Below are 15845 nucleotides of genomic sequence, written 5' to 3'. Positions count from 1 at the left end.
AAACAAAATTCTTCGACTTTTATACATAAAAACGCATATTAATTCACATAAGTATTTAAAATGAAAAATAATTAAGGATAAAAATTAAGGACAGGATTTTGCAGTTGAAGCAAGTTATGGCAGGAGTTGCCTTTATTCTTATTGCTACAGTGTGTGGTGTATTGATTGCAATCTGGGTATTTAAACATTTTAATATTTATATTCCACTTGAAAATCAAGCTGTACGTATCGATTTAAAAGAGCCTTTACAAGCCAAAGTACAAATTCATGACGCATTAGATGTGGATGTCAAAGGAAAAGTGAAAGCTGAAATTCCTATTCATGAAAAGCTAAACTTACCGATTACACAAACCTTAACCCCACATGTGTATTTTGATAATGAAGTCCCAATTCAAACCACAATTCCTGTGAGTGAAGTGATCAAAATCAATCAGGATATGCCGATTGATACCAAGGTTAAAGTCACTGTTTTAGGCAAAGATATTACTTTACCGTTAAAAGGGAACATCCCGATTCATATGGATGTGCCGATTAATTTACAAGTGCCACTCAACCAAAATATTCATTTAAAGTTTGATGCGCCTGTAAAGGTTTTACTTAAAGAAAATTTACATGTGCCACTTGATGCGACATTAAAAACCAATATTCCAATTCAAGGCCACCTCAATGTTCCTATTAAATCAGCACTTCAAGCAACAGTAGATGTTCAAAATACATTACCGGTAAAAATTGAAAAAGGGCAGCTTAAAATTCCGCTCAATAGTTTAAGGCTATCACGTCGCGATCATCCGCCAGTAGAACCACAACAACCACAGTCCGAAGCTTTAAAATAGGGTGGTATGGAAATGTGGATCTTTAAATCTATACGAAATTTGTTGTTCACTTTTATCAGCGTCGTGTTGCTCATTGCACTGTGCGTTTGGTTATATTTGAATATTCATGCCTCAATGCAGGTTTCTGCACAAAGCGCACAAATTCAATTGTCGGAATCTTTACCGACAAAAATCCATGTGGGGAATTATTTACAAACACATGCACAAGGCGCTTTAGATACTGAGTTGACGATTGACCGTGAGTTGGCTTTACCTTTGAAAGGCAAATATTTGGCTAATTTAAGTTTTGTTGTGACAACGCCGATTGAGGTTGAGCTTGATTATGAGACTGATATTCAGATTGAAACGCTAATGCCATTAGAAACAACTACCGACTTGGTTTATCAAAATAAACTGTTGCCTCAATTTCCTTTAAAAGTGGATATTCCGATTAAACTTTCGGTGCCATTTAAGTTAAAACGACGATATCAAGTCCCGATCAAGATTATGTTTGATGGACCCGTTTATTTAGAATTTGATGAAGTGATTCATTTATATGTTAAGCATAAACTTAGACCAATACTGAATATTAATGATCCAATGACGATGAAAAAAATTGCGGTGTTCCGTGCAACCATGTACAACACAGAAAGGCAGTCCCTCGCAGATCTAGAGATGAATATCGATTTCCCTATCAAAAATATTCATCCTTAATTACTCAGTATAGCATGGGCTTAAATTTTGTATTTAAGCCCATGCTCATCTTTAAAATACCTAAAATAAAGCTTTAACCTGATCCTGAATATGCGTTGTTTTACGACCAATCAAATGTTCCAAGTCTTTACTTTCACTATACATTGCACCATTTACAGTCTGTACATCTGCATCAACAATAACCGTTACAAGTGCTTGGGGTAATCCTGCTGTGAGAAGCGCCTGAGTATAATCTTCTGGGCTGATATCTTGATACTGTACAGTTTTACCTGATGCCAAAGCGATATAAGAGGCTAAATCTGCAAGGGTAAAATGATTTGAACCTGCAAGCTCATAGGTTTTATTTTCATGTCCTGAGGAAGCAAGGACTTTGGCTGCAGCTTCAGCATAATCTAAACGAGAAGCTGAACTGATTTTTCCATTTTGAGCACTGCCGTAAAGCGTTCCTGTTTCCGCAGTATGCTTAACGTTACCAAGATAATTTTCGCTATACCAATTGTTGCGTAAAAACGTATATTTCAAACCACTTTGCAGAATAAGTTCTTCTGTTTCACGATGTTCTTGCGCTAAACCGAGTGGGTTATCTGTTGCATTGAGTAAGCTGGTATAGGCAATGTGTTCAACTTTGGCTGCGACTGCGGCATCTATAACTGCTTTATGTTGTGGGGTACGACGACCAATTTCATTGGCTGAAATTAAAAGTAATTTATCTACATTGTGTAAAGCAGGTATTAATGTTTCAGGTTGATCATAGTTAAATAGGCGAAGTTCAATCCCTTGTTGTTTGAGCGACTGTGCTTTATCTATATTTCGAACCAGCGCCACAATATTTTCAGCAGCAGTATGTTGAAGTAAGGCTTGGATCACCAATTGTCCAAGTTGACCCGTTGCACCTGTAATTGCGATTTTCATAAATTCACCTTTAAATATGATTTAAATTGGATGTTTTTTAAACTTGATGTTATTATCATAATCATTAAACTTACTATATGTAAGTACGTACCTAAAAGTAAGCTAATTACTGTGTAGAGAGAATTTATGAGCATCTATGCTTCAAGTGATTTAATTGGTCAAGTTTTATCCAGTCAGTGCCCATCTAGAGAAATATTGGAGCATTTAACCAGCAAATGGTCTGTATTGGTTTTACGTTGTTTAAATGATGGTGTACAACGTTTTAGTGAACTGCGCAATCGAATTGAGGGGATCAGCGAAAAAATGCTGGCACAGACATTAAAAGTGCTTGAGCAAGATGGCTTTATATTGAGAACGGTTTACCCTGAAGTACCACCGAAAGTAGAGTATCAATTGACGATTTTAGGTGCACAAGCGGCTGAAAAATTAAACTATTTGATTGGTTGGATCGAGCGCAGTTTGCCCGATATCTTAGAGAATAAACAAAGATTGCAAAAGTAAAACTCAGTGGATTCTATACTCACCAAGAACTTGATCGCTGAGTGAGTATATTGAGAGGAAAGTCCGTATTATTGAGGATGATTCCCTTTTGTCGCAGCTTTTAAAGAGACTAGTCCTGTCATGATTGCACCAATGGTGGCTAAGAACATATCCTTATGTGCATCCCATATATCACCTTGTTGCCCATTGTAGTTTTCAGCTTCTTCTGGAGATAGGCCAATGGCAATCCACCATTCAATCCATTCATAAAATAAACTGGTTGCCATAACAAATTGAATGACCAATAAAAATAAGGTTTTAGGCTTTAAGCTTGGTAACCAGACTTGGAAAATTCGGTAGAAAAATGGGTAAAGGAATAAACCATAGAACAAGTGTACAAAGCGGTCAAACATGTTACGTGTCCAACCCATTGCTTGATTGAGATCAAAATGTAAGTATTTGATTGACCAATCATTATAAGGCACATAAGAATAAAGATAATGTGCTGCAATGACATGAATCACCAAGAAGAGGATATACAATAAAAATGATGAAAATGTCAGCCCTATTTTCTTTAGACAGAAAAACAGGGTAATCAGCATGAGCAAGGTGCCAATCTGATGCAGCATGTAGGATGGATATTCTAAAGGATTGATACTGGCAAGAATGATTGCGATTGCAAGAATAGCAAGAACAAGCCAATGTTTTTTTGTTAAGGCATGATAAATCATTATGGTATTTTCTAAAAATTATTACTGCGCATTGTAATCAAAAAGCAAAAAAATGCGAAGCATTGGCTTCGCATTTTCAGGTCTTTTAGAAGATTAAAAGCTTAGATTTTAGCAATCAAATCTTTAATTTGTTTGGCTTGATCCGCAGCATTACCCGTGTAAGTCGCAGGGCTCATTTCAGCCAAACGTGCACGATCAGCAGCAGGTACGGCTTCAAGTTCAGTGCCATTGACAAAATCAACCATCATGTCACGTGTCATCGCTTGACCGCGAGTCAATGCTTTTAATTTTTCATATGGTTTTTCAACTGCATAACGGCGCATTACAGTTTGGATTGGTTCAGCCAATACTTCTTGAGCATGATCAAGGTCTTCAAGAATACGTGCTGCATTAAGCTCAAGTTTACCAATACCTTTTGAACATGCTTCAAAAGCAATTAAACTTTGTGCCAAGCCAACACCCATGTTACGTAATACAGTCGAGTCGGTAAGATCACGCTGCCAACGAGAAATTGGTAATTTTTCGCCTAAGTGGGCTAATACTGCATTGGCAATGCCCAAGTTACCTTCAGAGTTTTCAAAATCAATTGGATTGACTTTGTGAGGCATTGTAGAAGAACCTACTTCACCTTCTTTTAGACGTTGTTTAAAGAAGCCTAAAGAGATATAGCCCCAAACGTCACGGTTAAAGTCGATTAAAATTGTGTTAAAACGACGTAAAGCATCGAACAATTCAGCGATGTAATCGTGTGGTTCGATTTGAGTTGTATAAGGGTTGAAGGTTAAACCGAGTGATTCAACAAATGCTTGTGAGTGAGCAGGCCAGTTAATTTCTGGATAAGCAGAGTAGTGCGCGTTGTAGTTACCTACCGCACCATTAATTTTGCCCAATAATTCAACTTGTTTAAATTGTTTGATTTGACGCGCTAAACGATATGCAACGTTGGCCATTTCTTTACCCAAAGTGGTTGGGCTCGCAGTTTGACCATGGGTACGTGATAGCATTGGTTGTTCTGCATGTGTTTCAGCTAAAGCCACAATAGAATCAACAATTTGTTGCATAGCAACAACTAACACTTCGCGACCATTTTTCAACATCAAAGCGTGAGAAAGGTTGTTGATGTCTTCTGAAGTACAAGCAAAGTGAATAAATTCGCCTGCATTTTTAAGCTCATCAATATGTGCAATTTTTTCTTTTAAGAAATATTCAACCGCTTTTACATCATGGTTAGTGGTGCGTTCAATTTCTTTAATACGGTTAGCATCATCTTCCGAAAATTGAGTAACAATGGCATCTAAAGCTGTATTGGTTGCAGTAGAAAAAGCTGGAACTTCTGTGATTTCAGGACGATTTGCAAGCGCTTGTAACCATCGCACTTCAACAGTCACACGAGCATGGATTAAACCAAACTCAGAGAGGTAAGGGCGTAATGCATCACATTTGCTTGCATAGCGTCCGTCTAGTGGAGAAAGTGCGGTTAAAGCGTTCATAAAGATTCCTTAAATTTTGGAATTAGAGCGAATGGCGTAACTCGAACAGTATCAAATTAAACAACCTGATATTGTAATCGAGCAAGATCTTGAATATCTTGAAGAAGTTTACGTTTGCTAAAGATCATATTCCATGAACTACCACCTAATTGACGCCATAGGTGAGCCATTTGTAAGCCTGTGAATAAACTGGCACGGATACGATTGGTATGTGCAGAGTCTTTAAAGGCTTCTGCATTACCACGGACTAGAATTCGAGGGTTAATTTGACCAGCAGTGTCGACATAGGTTTGTGCTAAATTGGCAATGATACTTGGATGTAAATAGTTATTATCAAAAAAAGACAGCTGTTTTAATATTTTTTGTTGAGATTGTTCAATAATTTCAACAAACTTTGGATTGCTATAAACTTTTTTTTCCAAGGCCAATAATGACATGGCATAAGTCATTGGCAGTTTTGCATTGGCAATTTTAGGAATTCTAGATTTCGGTGATGTCGAGAAAGGTTGCGTAATACTACTTTCTAAAGCTTTTAAACCTAAGGAGATGTCTGCCAATTGATTGAAGAAGTCTAAAGTTTGACCAGACGAATTGGCAGTGGCGCGAATATTGAGACTGGCTTTGATAAGCTGTTCAAAATAGAAATTACCGCTTTCACCAATACTTTGACGTCCGGACATTGCAGTCATATGGGTTAGCTGTGTTGCTTGAAACACAGCTGCTAACGCCAAAGCTCGGTTTTGGCGTTGATTCAAAGTTTGAGGCTGTTGAAAGGGCAACTCAACCATGCCTAAATTCCTTTAAATAATTTTTAATCATTACTCAATAAAATCTGGTTTTGGTGCATTGGTATGATGAATCACACCTCCACCTAAACAGACTTCATCGACATAGAAAACAACACTTTGTCCCGGCGTTACGGCACGCTGTGCTTCATCAAATTCGACACGAACACCATTTGGCGTGTTTGCATCTTTATAAATTGTACATGCTTGATCAGGCTGACGGTAACGAGTTTTTGCCGTGCATCGGAAACCTGTGTCTGGAATCGCTTGTTCACCTGCAACCCAGTCAATTGTTTCAGACCATAAAATGGTACTCTGCATCAGTGGATGTTCATGACCTTGTCCAACCACAAGACGATTACCTTCGATGTCTTTATGTAGAACAAACCAAGCACCTTCTTCTGCGCCTTTGAGTCCACCTAAACCAATACCACCACGCTGACCGAGCGTATAGTACATTAAGCCGTGATGATCACCAACCTCTTTTCCTGTATCTAAGACAATTTTCCCAGGTTGAGCCGGTAAATATTGTTTTAAGAAGTCATTAAAACGGCGTTCACCAATAAAGCAAATCCCCGTTGAATCTTTTTTCTTGGCAGTAGCCAAACCAAGCTCTTCAGCAATTTTACGTACTTGTGGTTTTTCAATCTCACCAACAGGGAACAAGGTCTTATTGATTTCACGACCATGAACCGCGTGAAGAAAATAAGTTTGATCTTTGTTGTTGTCTACACCACGTAATAAAGGCGCATATTGATCGCCTTTTGAATTGGTGGTTGTTTCGCCACGACGACAATAATGTCCAGTTGCAATAAAATCAGCGCCTAAATTGACAGCATGATCTAAGAACGCACGGAATTTAATTTCTTTATTACACAGAATATCTGGGTTTGGCGTACGCCCAGCGGCATATTCTGCTAAGAAATGTTCAAAAACGCGATCCCAATATTCCATTGCAAAATTTGCAGTATGGAGTTTGATCCCAATTTTGTCACACACAGCTTGTGCGTCAGCAAGGTCATCCATTGCGGTACAATATTCCGTGCCATCATCTTCTTCCCAGTTTTTCATGAAAAGCCCTTCAACTTGATATCCTTGTTGAAGTAAAAGTGCAGCAGAAACAGATGAATCTACACCACCCGACATACCGACGATGACACGTTGTTGCATAGGATTAGGCATCCAAATTTGAAATTAAAGGAGAGTTTTGGTGCTCATAGATGAGCGAAAGCGGGTATTTTTGCCCAGAAAGTGCGTCTTGTACAGCTTTAATGACCAAAGGGCTTCTTGCGCGAGCAGATTCAAGTAGTTCTTCAAGTGTCATCCATTGTGGACCAATGATATCTGTATCAAGTTGCGCGTCTGGAAAGTATTCAGTTACATGGGCTAAAAAGCAAAATCTAAAATAGGTACGGTCTGGAAACATGGGTGGGGTATAGGTATAGATCCCCAGTAATGAATTGATTTCTACTGCATATCCTGTCTCTTCCATGGTTTCACGTAACGCAGCTTGAATAATGGTTTCATCAGATTCAACATGCCCAGCGGGTTGATTGAACACAGTATGGCTTACACCTTCAGTATATTCTTCTACAAAAAGAAATTTTCCATCTTTTTCTACAACTGTCGCAACAGTAACGTGGGGTGTCCAAGCGGTCATGACCAGCACCAAGGGAGATAAAGTATTATTCTACAAAATTTAGCGCGTGGTGGCTATGTTCATAAGGGTTTTCTTTGATCACCCTAAAAGGATTTATATCTATAGGCTGTTTAAAAATACCTCATGGTCGAGTTTTGTTTATTTTTTTTAAATTTTTATTTGCTTATTTTATAAAGGAAAGATTTATCTCATGGTTTTTTGGGTGATACTTCATGTAAAAAGTTTAATAAAAATATTCTTATATCTTGATATCTAAATACAATTAAATGTGACATCAATTTATGAAGTAATTTTTTTTATTATTTTAATTCTTATCAGTAATGACCAATAGATAGAGGTAGCAACTCATAAGTAAATATTTCAAAGTTATTGGTTTTATGGTGAATGGCATTTAATTTATTTTTGTACAATAAATACCCGAATAAGGCATTTACTATGATTGAAACATATGATAAAAAATACGTATCTATAAAATTTTATTAAACTTAACAATTATTTATTTTTCCTTTTAATAGTGTGTTTATTCAATTTGGTTTTATTGGATGCTTCGTTGAATAGGTATGGTTATCCAAAATAAATTAGTTCATGGATCTATCGTTTAAAGATGTGTAATCACAAATAGAATGGAAATAAACTTTTTTGATAAATATAGTTTAAGCATATTTTATTGGAAATATATGCTTATATTGAATCAAAAATAAGTCTAACTTTAGTAATTTTATAAGTGAGTATAATCATGAAAAAGGCAATAAAAAAGGTATTGTTTGCAGCAGGGCTTTTGGTTGCGGCTGAGCTGGCGACGGCATGTACACGGGTTGTTTATTTAGGCAATAATGATGTGATGACAGCACGTTCTATGGATTGGAAAAGTGATGTTGGAACAAACTTGTGGATATTGCCCAATAATGTAAAACGCAGTGGTATGGCTGGGCCAAAATCGATTCAATGGACATCTAAATATGGCAGTGTTGTTGCAACAGGTTATGATATTTCAACAACAGATGGTGTGAATGAAAAGGGTTTGGCTGCAAATTTACTTTGGCTGGTTGAGTCTGAATATCCAAATGTTAAAAACAATAAAAAACCGCCATTAAGTATCTCACTTTGGGCGCAGTATGTTTTAGATAACTATGCAACAGTAGATGAAGCAATTCAGGCTTTAGCACAAGAGCCATTTATGATAGTAACAGATCAAGTGCCAGGTGAAAAAAGACTAGCGACTCTGCATTTATCAATTTCAGATGCAACGGGTGACAGTGCTATTATTGAATACATTGGTGGTAAGCAGGTCATCCATCATAATCGACAATATCAAGTGATGACAAACTCTCCAACCTTTGATCAGCAATTGGCGTTAAATACATATTGGAAACAAATTGGCGGAACAACGATGTTACCTGGGACCAATCGAGCTGCAGATCGGTTTGCAAGAGCGTCTTTTTATATTAATGCGATTCCTAAAGATGCGACACCTGAATATTCTTTAGCAAGTGTATTTAGCGTGATACGTAACACATCTGTTCCGTTTGGACTCAATACAGAAGAAGAGCCAAATATCTCCTCTACACGTTGGCGTACAGTGGTAGATCATAAGCGAGGACTTTATTTTTTTGAATCTGCTGTATCACCAAATGTTTTTTGGGTAGACTTAAAAGAGATTGATTTTAAAGATGGTCAAACCAGAAAGCTTGAGTTGGGTGCTGATCAAGCAAAAGTTTATGCAGGTAAGGCTAATTCTTCTTTTAAGGTCGCTCCACCATTTCAATTTTTGGGCATACAATAGGATTTAAAAAAGTATGATAAAGAAATTATTATGTATACCTTTCAGTGTATTACTAATTACTGGGTGTGCTTCAAATCCTAATGACGCTACTTCAAATTTAGGTACGCAGGGATTATTAATTTGTCAGCCAAATGAGCTTTGTCCAATCGTCACCGTAGTGTGGAATGAGACACATAAAGATTTTTTAAAAGTGAAACTTAGCTTAAATAGTGCCTATACAAAATATAATATTGAAAAAGTTGTATTTAGTGATGGCGCAAAAAGTCACTCATTTAATGTGATTGGACCAACTGAAATTGATTTTGCTTTTAAGGCAAATCGCTCTCGCAACAGTGTGCTTATTCCAGTCAATCTTATGGGGGACTTTAAAAGTTCTCAAAATATCTTTATGGAAATACATACAGATCAAGGTGTGATTACTCGATATATCTTAAAAGATAATGTCAAAGCACCAGTATTTGAAGAATTAACCAAATACTACAATGTTTCAAAATAGAAATTTGATCTAAAAAATATAGGCTTCATTCCACTGTGCTTCAGTGGAACGAAGTCGACTTGAACCACTTAATTCAAATAATCAATATGCTTTAAAAGATGTTTATATGTTTGTTATATCCCTAATCATTCGCTTCTAAATATTGATTTGCTACTTTGACATAGTGTCTTGCGGAATAAGGCAAAAATTCCTTTTCTTTATCAGTTAAAGGTCGAACCTTTTGTACTGGGCTTCCCACATAGAGGTAACCACTTTCTAAGCGCTTACGCGGTGGAACCAGTGAGCCTGCACCAATCATGACATCATCTTCAATCACTACATCATCTAGAACAATGGTATTAATTCCCACTAAAACACGGTTGCCAATGGTACAACCATGTAAGGTGACATGATGTCCAATGGTCACATCTTCCCCAATCACTAAAGGTGAGCCATTGGGTTTAGCATCATTTTTATGACTGACATGTAACATGCAATGGTCTTGTACATTAGAATAACGACCAATTTTGATGTGATTGACATCAGCACGAATCACTGCAAAAGGCCAAACAGATACATTCTCCGCCAAAGTAACTTCACCGATCACAACGGAGAGATCGTCAATATAACAAGTTGAATCAATTTTAGGATGATGACCTAAATACGAACGAATATTTTTTTTCATGTTGGCTTCCATGTCAAAAGCAAATTTAACCAGTGTATTTTTACCGAGTATAAATTAAAAAGGCATCCAAATCTGTGATCAGGATGCCTGTGCTTTAGTCTAATAGATTCAATATTAGGTTTAAGCGAATAACTTAGAACAAGTTGCTAAAGAACATTTTGATATGGTCGATTAAGCGAGAGAAGAAGCCTGCTTCTTCTACAGCTTTTAAAGCCACTAATGGTTTTTCAGCAATCACTTTACCATCTAAGGTTGCTGTTAATTTACCAACGACTTGACCTTGTTTTAATGGTGCATTTAAGTTGGGTTGAACAGTGACTTGTGTTTTGATTGCATTGGCTTGACCTTTAGGCATGGTCACATTGAAGTTTTCAGCTAAACCAATTTGTACATCATTTTCTTTACCAAAATAAACTTTTGCTTTAGCAAGGACTTGATTTGCAGGTTGAACGCTGACCGTTTCAAAGTTTGAATAACCCCAAGATAACAATGAGCGTGTTTGGCTCGCACGTTCATTCATAGACGGTGCACCAAAAATCACTGAAATCAAACGCATTGGACCGCGTTTTGAAGATGTGGTTAAGCAATAACCAGCTTCCTCTGTATGACCTGTTTTTAAGCCATCAACACTTGGGTCAGTATAAAGCAAGGCATTACGGTTACCTTGTTTAATCCCGTTGAAGGTAAATTCTTTTTCAGAATAAATAGGATAATATTTTGAACTGTCATGAATGATATGTTTAGCAAGTACCGCCATATCTTTTGCAGTGGAGTAATGACCTTCAGCAGGCATACCTGTTGCATTGATAAAGTGTGTATTGACCATGCCCACACGTTTGGCTTCTTGGTTCATTGCATAGGCAAATGAACCTTCATTACCTGAAATATGTTCAGCCATTGCTTTAGATGCATCATTACCCGACTGGATAATAATGCCTCGTAACATTTCTAAAACTGTTGCAGTACCATTTAACGGCACATACATACAAGATTCAGTACTGCTACCACGACACCATGCAGACTCATTCATGCGAACTTTTTCATTTTCGGTCAGTTCGCCTTTAAGAAGTTTTTGCTCAATGATGTAACTCGTCATCATTTTCGTCATCGAAGCAGGTGCTAATTTTTCATTTTCATTCTTAGATGCAAGAATTTGACCTGTCTCATAGTCCATTAAGACATACGATTTATTATTTAATTCTGGCGGAGTGGTTAAGACGGTTGCTGCATAAGAAAATGAAGGTAAAAGTAATAATGCAGCAATGGCGCTTTTTCGAGTCATTCTAGGTCGTTCCAATCGTTATATGAGCACAAACAGGCTAGCATTTTAGGGCAAAGCAAAGCCGACTTCTATAAGGAAAGTCGGCTTATTTCTTACTTATTGTAACTAATTCAATATTTGTTGAATAAATTGCAGAAATCGTTATGACTGATAGTTACTAATGTCATTACAAATTGCTGTGTTTTCAGTATCACCCGCTTTTTTAGCATCACTTTTTGCTTCTTTTAATGCTCTTTGGAAATCTTTTTGCTTGGCAAGTGATTTTAAGGTTGCTTTAGGATCTTTGTCATTAGGCATATAGTCTTTAAGCAAGTGATCAAAACCTTTATTAAACGCAGTATCTGTTTTAATTAGACTCGGGCAGATATCCGACAATACATAAATTGCAGCCAATTCTTCTTTAGATACTTGTTGCTGTGTGACTTCGATTTTGTCAGATGCGGCAAAAGCATGGGTCATAAACAAACCACTTGCTGAAACAAGGCTTAATGTAAGCATTTTTAAAGTCATACGCATAAATAACCTAATCAATTTTTAATTTGAGAACCTGCATAGATTAAACGTAAAAACTGTGAAAAATATAGAGAAAGTGTATCGATGTTGTAGATTTATTTGAAATTTTCGCAAACTGAACAATGCAAAAGATGTCAAAAAAGGATTTTTTAACATCGCATTGGGGGGAAGGTTTTTTATCTTATGTTAGTGTGGAAGTTCAAGTACATCTGCACATACTGTTTTGTGTTCAGCTTGATCAACTTCTTTGGCACTGATTTGTGCTTCTTTGAGTACAGTTTGGTATTCTGGATCTTGTTGAAGCTGAATCAATGTTGTAGGTTTGGACAAATCCTTTAATAAGGTTTGGGTTAAACTTCCGATTTTAGTTTGAAATGCAGGGTTGTTTCCAATTAACGCTGGGCAAACTTCGGCAAGCACCTGTGTTGCGGCAATATCTTCTTTCGCAATTCGATCAGATTCTTGTGAAGTTAATGTTTCTGAAAATGCAGATTGTGCGCAAAGTGTGATGAGTGCGATAGAAATAGTATGAGTAAGAGAACGTGTAATCATCTTTATAGTCACAAATTAGATTTAAAATTGAGTAAGTAACTATATATAATTGTTCAATAAATTTGAATTAAATTACTCAGTAGTCATTTAATAATTTTTAGTCAGAGAACCTTTTAGTGAATATTTTAGTTGCCAATGATGATGGTGTTTTTGCACCAGGTATTCAAGCTTTAGCAAAAGCATTACGACCTCTAGGTCGAGTTGTTATTGTTGCGCCAGAAAGTGAGCGCAGTGGTTATTCAAGTGCATTAACCCTAGATCGACCACTTCGACCGATTCAAGTTGCACCAGATATGTGGGCAGTAAACGGCACACCTGCTGATTGTGTTTATTTGTCCATGAATGGTTTATTTGATTTTGAGTTTGATTTAGTTGTCAGTGGAATCAATAGTGGTGCGAATTTAGGTGACGATGTCCTTTATTCTGGAACTGTGGGGGCGGCATTTGAAGGGCGTTTGATGAAACAGCCTGCAATCGCAGTTTCATTGGCAGGCAGTAATGTACGTTCCTATGACCACCCTGAAGATTATGCGCAAGCCGCAAACTGGGTTTACAACTTTATTGCCAAAGGATTACCTGAACTGCCTCCACGACATATCTTAAATATCAATATCCCAGATGTCGCAGAAATTTTAGGGGCTCAAATTACGTATCAGGGGCGTCGAATACAATCAAAACCGATGACCAGTCAGGTTGACCCGCGTGGTCGTCAAGTCTATTGGATTGGTTTGGCGGGTGAGGCGGTGACAGATCCCCAAAAAAACGCACAAAACCTGCAATCTGACTTTTTTGCCATTGCCAATGGTTGCGTCAGTATTACCCCAATTCAGATGGATGCAACCAATTACACAATTCTTGAAACACTACAATCACAACTCTCACATAGTCATTTTGATGTATGAGTGTTATAACTTTGTGAAAAAGCACTGTTAAACAGTGAAATACGTGTGTATTTTGCTAATCTTAAGCAAATATTTTTAAATTTTAAGATTGTAGAGAGGGAAATCAATGCTTTTGGCTCGATCAACACTTCCAATTCAAATGCCTAAGCGATGGATGAAAATCATTTTGTCCACAATAGCAATCACCTCTACCATAGTGGTGACTGGGTGTGCATCGAAGCCTCAAATTAATAACCCTACACGTTATGCTGTTGCACCTGACTATTACACAGTTCGTTCTGGTGATACTCTAAGTGCAATCTCTATGCGTTATGGTTTGAGTTATCTCAGTGTTGCTGAAATGAATGATATTGCTGCGCCTTATCGAATTTATGTAGGGCAGTCATTACGTTTGAAAAAAGGTGGGGGTAATGTCACCCGATCTACAACGAAACCGTTGACGAGCAATGAACCACAAATTCAACGCCAAACGATTAAGTTACCAACGCAGCAGCCGACGTCGCCAACTGGCACAACGACGGCTCAGCCAGTAACGCCACCGCCTGTACAAACGACGACGACAGTACAATCAACTCAATTGAGATGGGTAAAACCATCAAATGGATCTGTTATTGCAAATTATAATATTGCGAATAATATTAAAGGAATACGTTTTGGAGGGAATCAAGGTGATCCAATTTTTGCCGCAGCAGATGGACAGGTGGTTTATGCTGCAGATGGATTAAAAGAATATGGTAATCTTGTCTTAGTAAAACATATTGATGGTTACATTACTGCATATGCTCATAACAGCAAAATGTTGGTGAAAAGTGGTCAAACTGTAACAGCAGGACAGAAGATTGCAGAGATGGGATCTTCAGGCGCTAGCAGTACCATGTTGGAGTTTCAGGTACGTTTAGATGGCAAACCGATAAACCCAGCAAATATTTTACCAATAAATTAAATATTTTAATGCAAAGTGTAATTTTCTTCGTATAATACAATGAGTTGTTTTGAACAAAAAAGTGTGAAACAGCTCATAATTTCAGAGGGAAATTTATGTTAGATCAACTTCGGGCAATGGGTGTATTTGCTTGTGTTGTTGAAAAAAGCTCTTTTAGTGGTGCCGCGCGTGACCTTGGCATTACGACTAGTGCGGTTAGTCAGCAAATTAGATCTCTAGAACATGAAATGGAAGTGACACTTCTACATCGTTCTACGCGAAAGCTGAGTTTAACTGAGGCTGGTCAAGCTTTTTTCCACAGTTGTCAAGAAATGCTCGCTGCCGCAGAGCGTGGAAAAATCCGCATTAATGAGTTGCGCGATGATTTAGTTGGGGATTTGCGTATTGCGACAACCCCAGAAATAGGAGCAACACATGTTGTTCCTGCTTTATCGCATTGGATGTCTGCACATAGAGGTTTGATGGTTCATTTTGAAGCAGATAACCAATATATTGACTTGATTCAAGAGCGTATAGATATTGCTATTCGCATGTCTTCAAAAATCGAAGATGCGAATAACTTGAGTTGTATGCCACTTGCACGAGTCGATCAGATCTTAGTTGCATCGCCAAGTTATTTAAATCAAACAGCACCTATTTCACGTCCTGAAGATTTACAGAATCATGATTTGATTCCGATAAATATCATGAAAAATTCTCAACATTTTTCATTTCAGCATGGTGCAACAGGTGAAGTTGTTAATTTAGAAATGAAGCATCGTCTTCAGACAAATAACGTATTTGTTGCAAAATCATTGTGCCAACATGGGCATGGTATTGCACGAATCCTTTATTTAGATGTGCAAAAAGAATTAATGAACGGAACATTGGTTGAAGTGCTTCCAGAGTGGAAATTACCAACTTTCACTTTAAGTGCTGTGACCTTAAAGCGTGAACAGCAGCCGATGAAAATTCATCGTTGTTTGGATGCTTTGAAACAATATTTTAGCCAGTTACCTGGTGGTAGAATTTTCCAAGAAGCTTCATAAAGTCAAAGTTCTAATTCTAATAAGTTCTAATAAAAAAGCCGCTTTAAAGCGGCTTTTCTATATCTGCAATTTTATACGCAATGATGATGAAACAAAAA

18 protein-coding genes are annotated in these 15845 nt (G+C 37.4%); 8 read left to right on the top strand and 10 right to left on the bottom strand.

Annotated features, from left to right (window positions below):
* The first annotated feature begins 98 nt into the window (after nucleotides 1–98).
* Complete coding sequence (locus GJV03_RS08475; protein WP_004721302.1) at nucleotides 99–833, top strand: hypothetical protein; 735 nt, start codon at nucleotides 99–101, stop codon at nucleotides 831–833.
* Between the two features lie 12 nt (nucleotides 834–845).
* The gene (locus tag GJV03_RS08470; RefSeq protein WP_035371575.1) at nucleotides 846–1526 is read left to right on the top strand and encodes a hypothetical protein; all 681 of its coding nucleotides are present in this window, start codon (nucleotides 846–848) and stop codon (nucleotides 1524–1526) included.
* Between the two features lie 60 nt (nucleotides 1527–1586).
* Here the strand turns inward: GJV03_RS08470 and GJV03_RS08465 are convergent, their stop codons facing one another.
* Nucleotides 1587–2438 carry an SDR family oxidoreductase gene (locus GJV03_RS08465; RefSeq protein ID WP_004721300.1) on the bottom strand — a complete coding sequence of 284 codons (852 nt, stop codon included), beginning with the start codon at nucleotides 2436–2438 and terminating at the stop codon, nucleotides 1587–1589.
* Between the two features lie 126 nt (nucleotides 2439–2564).
* On the opposite strand from GJV03_RS08465, the gene GJV03_RS08460 reads away from it, so the two are divergent.
* Nucleotides 2565–2939, top strand: a complete 375-nt coding sequence (locus GJV03_RS08460; RefSeq protein ID WP_004721299.1) for a helix-turn-helix domain-containing protein — start codon at nucleotides 2565–2567, stop codon at nucleotides 2937–2939.
* Nucleotides 2940–3007: 68 nt separating this feature from the next.
* Here GJV03_RS08460 and GJV03_RS08455 read toward each other — a convergent pair whose 3' ends face one another.
* The 5 genes from GJV03_RS08455 to GJV03_RS08435 form a co-directional block, all read right to left on the bottom strand.
* On the bottom strand, nucleotides 3008–3649 hold the full coding sequence (locus GJV03_RS08455) for a DUF2238 domain-containing protein (RefSeq protein WP_004721297.1): 642 nt from the start codon (nucleotides 3647–3649) through the stop codon (nucleotides 3008–3010).
* A gap of 101 nt (nucleotides 3650–3750) precedes the next feature.
* Nucleotides 3751–5139: an adenylosuccinate lyase gene (purB, locus tag GJV03_RS08450; RefSeq protein ID WP_105712938.1), complete on the bottom strand. Its 1389-nt coding sequence runs from the start codon at nucleotides 5137–5139 to the stop codon at nucleotides 3751–3753.
* A gap of 56 nt (nucleotides 5140–5195) precedes the next feature.
* Nucleotides 5196–5927 (bottom strand): high frequency lysogenization protein HflD, encoded by a 732-nt coding sequence (hflD, locus tag GJV03_RS08445; protein WP_004721292.1) that lies wholly within the window; start codon nucleotides 5925–5927, stop codon nucleotides 5196–5198.
* Nucleotides 5928–5957: 30 nt separating this feature from the next.
* Nucleotides 5958–7094: a tRNA 2-thiouridine(34) synthase MnmA gene (mnmA, locus tag GJV03_RS08440; RefSeq protein ID WP_034613669.1), complete on the bottom strand. Its 1137-nt coding sequence runs from the start codon at nucleotides 7092–7094 to the stop codon at nucleotides 5958–5960.
* Nucleotides 7095–7098: 4 nt separating this feature from the next.
* Nucleotides 7099–7584: an NUDIX hydrolase gene (locus GJV03_RS08435; protein WP_056512437.1), complete on the bottom strand. Its 486-nt coding sequence runs from the start codon at nucleotides 7582–7584 to the stop codon at nucleotides 7099–7101.
* 736 nt (nucleotides 7585–8320) lie between these two features.
* Between GJV03_RS08435 and GJV03_RS08430 the strand changes: the two genes are divergently transcribed.
* The gene (locus tag GJV03_RS08430) at nucleotides 8321–9367 is read left to right on the top strand and encodes a linear amide C-N hydrolase (protein ID WP_004721283.1); all 1047 of its coding nucleotides are present in this window, start codon (nucleotides 8321–8323) and stop codon (nucleotides 9365–9367) included.
* A 13-nt stretch (nucleotides 9368–9380) separates the two neighbouring features.
* Nucleotides 9381–9863, top strand: coding sequence for a hypothetical protein (locus GJV03_RS08425; RefSeq protein ID WP_004721281.1), 483 nt, complete (start codon nucleotides 9381–9383; stop codon nucleotides 9861–9863).
* A gap of 121 nt (nucleotides 9864–9984) precedes the next feature.
* On the opposite strand, the gene GJV03_RS08420 is transcribed toward GJV03_RS08425, so the two are convergent.
* The 4 genes from GJV03_RS08420 to GJV03_RS08405 form a co-directional block, all read right to left on the bottom strand.
* A complete protein-coding gene (locus tag GJV03_RS08420; protein WP_151957070.1) occupies nucleotides 9985–10527 on the bottom strand; it encodes a gamma carbonic anhydrase family protein in 543 nt (180 codons plus the stop codon).
* Nucleotides 10528–10660: 133 nt separating this feature from the next.
* Nucleotides 10661–11809: a D-alanyl-D-alanine carboxypeptidase PBP5/6 gene (dacC, locus tag GJV03_RS08415; RefSeq protein WP_105712937.1), complete on the bottom strand. Its 1149-nt coding sequence runs from the start codon at nucleotides 11807–11809 to the stop codon at nucleotides 10661–10663.
* Nucleotides 11810–11950: 141 nt separating this feature from the next.
* Nucleotides 11951–12325 (bottom strand): hypothetical protein, encoded by a 375-nt coding sequence (locus GJV03_RS08410; RefSeq protein WP_154129876.1) that lies wholly within the window; start codon nucleotides 12323–12325, stop codon nucleotides 11951–11953.
* Nucleotides 12326–12508: 183 nt separating this feature from the next.
* Entirely contained in the window at nucleotides 12509–12874 is a 366-nt protein-coding gene (locus GJV03_RS08405; RefSeq protein WP_154129875.1) for a hypothetical protein, read from the bottom strand.
* 116 nt (nucleotides 12875–12990) lie between these two features.
* Between GJV03_RS08405 and surE the strand changes: the two genes are divergently transcribed.
* The 3 genes from surE to GJV03_RS08390 all read left to right on the top strand — a co-directional run bounded on the left by surE (nucleotide 12991) and on the right by GJV03_RS08390 (nucleotide 15747).
* On the top strand, nucleotides 12991–13776 hold the full coding sequence (gene surE, locus GJV03_RS08400; protein WP_234622985.1) for a 5'/3'-nucleotidase SurE: 786 nt from the start codon (nucleotides 12991–12993) through the stop codon (nucleotides 13774–13776).
* A 106-nt stretch (nucleotides 13777–13882) separates the two neighbouring features.
* Nucleotides 13883–14719, top strand: coding sequence for a peptidoglycan DD-metalloendopeptidase family protein (locus tag GJV03_RS08395; protein ID WP_004820715.1), 837 nt, complete (start codon nucleotides 13883–13885; stop codon nucleotides 14717–14719).
* Between the two features lie 95 nt (nucleotides 14720–14814).
* On the top strand, nucleotides 14815–15747 hold the full coding sequence (locus tag GJV03_RS08390) for a LysR substrate-binding domain-containing protein (RefSeq protein WP_004721269.1): 933 nt from the start codon (nucleotides 14815–14817) through the stop codon (nucleotides 15745–15747).
* Nucleotides 15748–15845: the final 98 nt, after the last annotated feature.

This window comes from Acinetobacter sp. RIT698, assembly GCF_009668065.1.
Classification (GTDB): domain Bacteria; phylum Pseudomonadota; class Gammaproteobacteria; order Pseudomonadales; family Moraxellaceae; genus Acinetobacter; species Acinetobacter guillouiae.
This window is presented reverse-complemented; position numbering and strand designations above follow the sequence as displayed.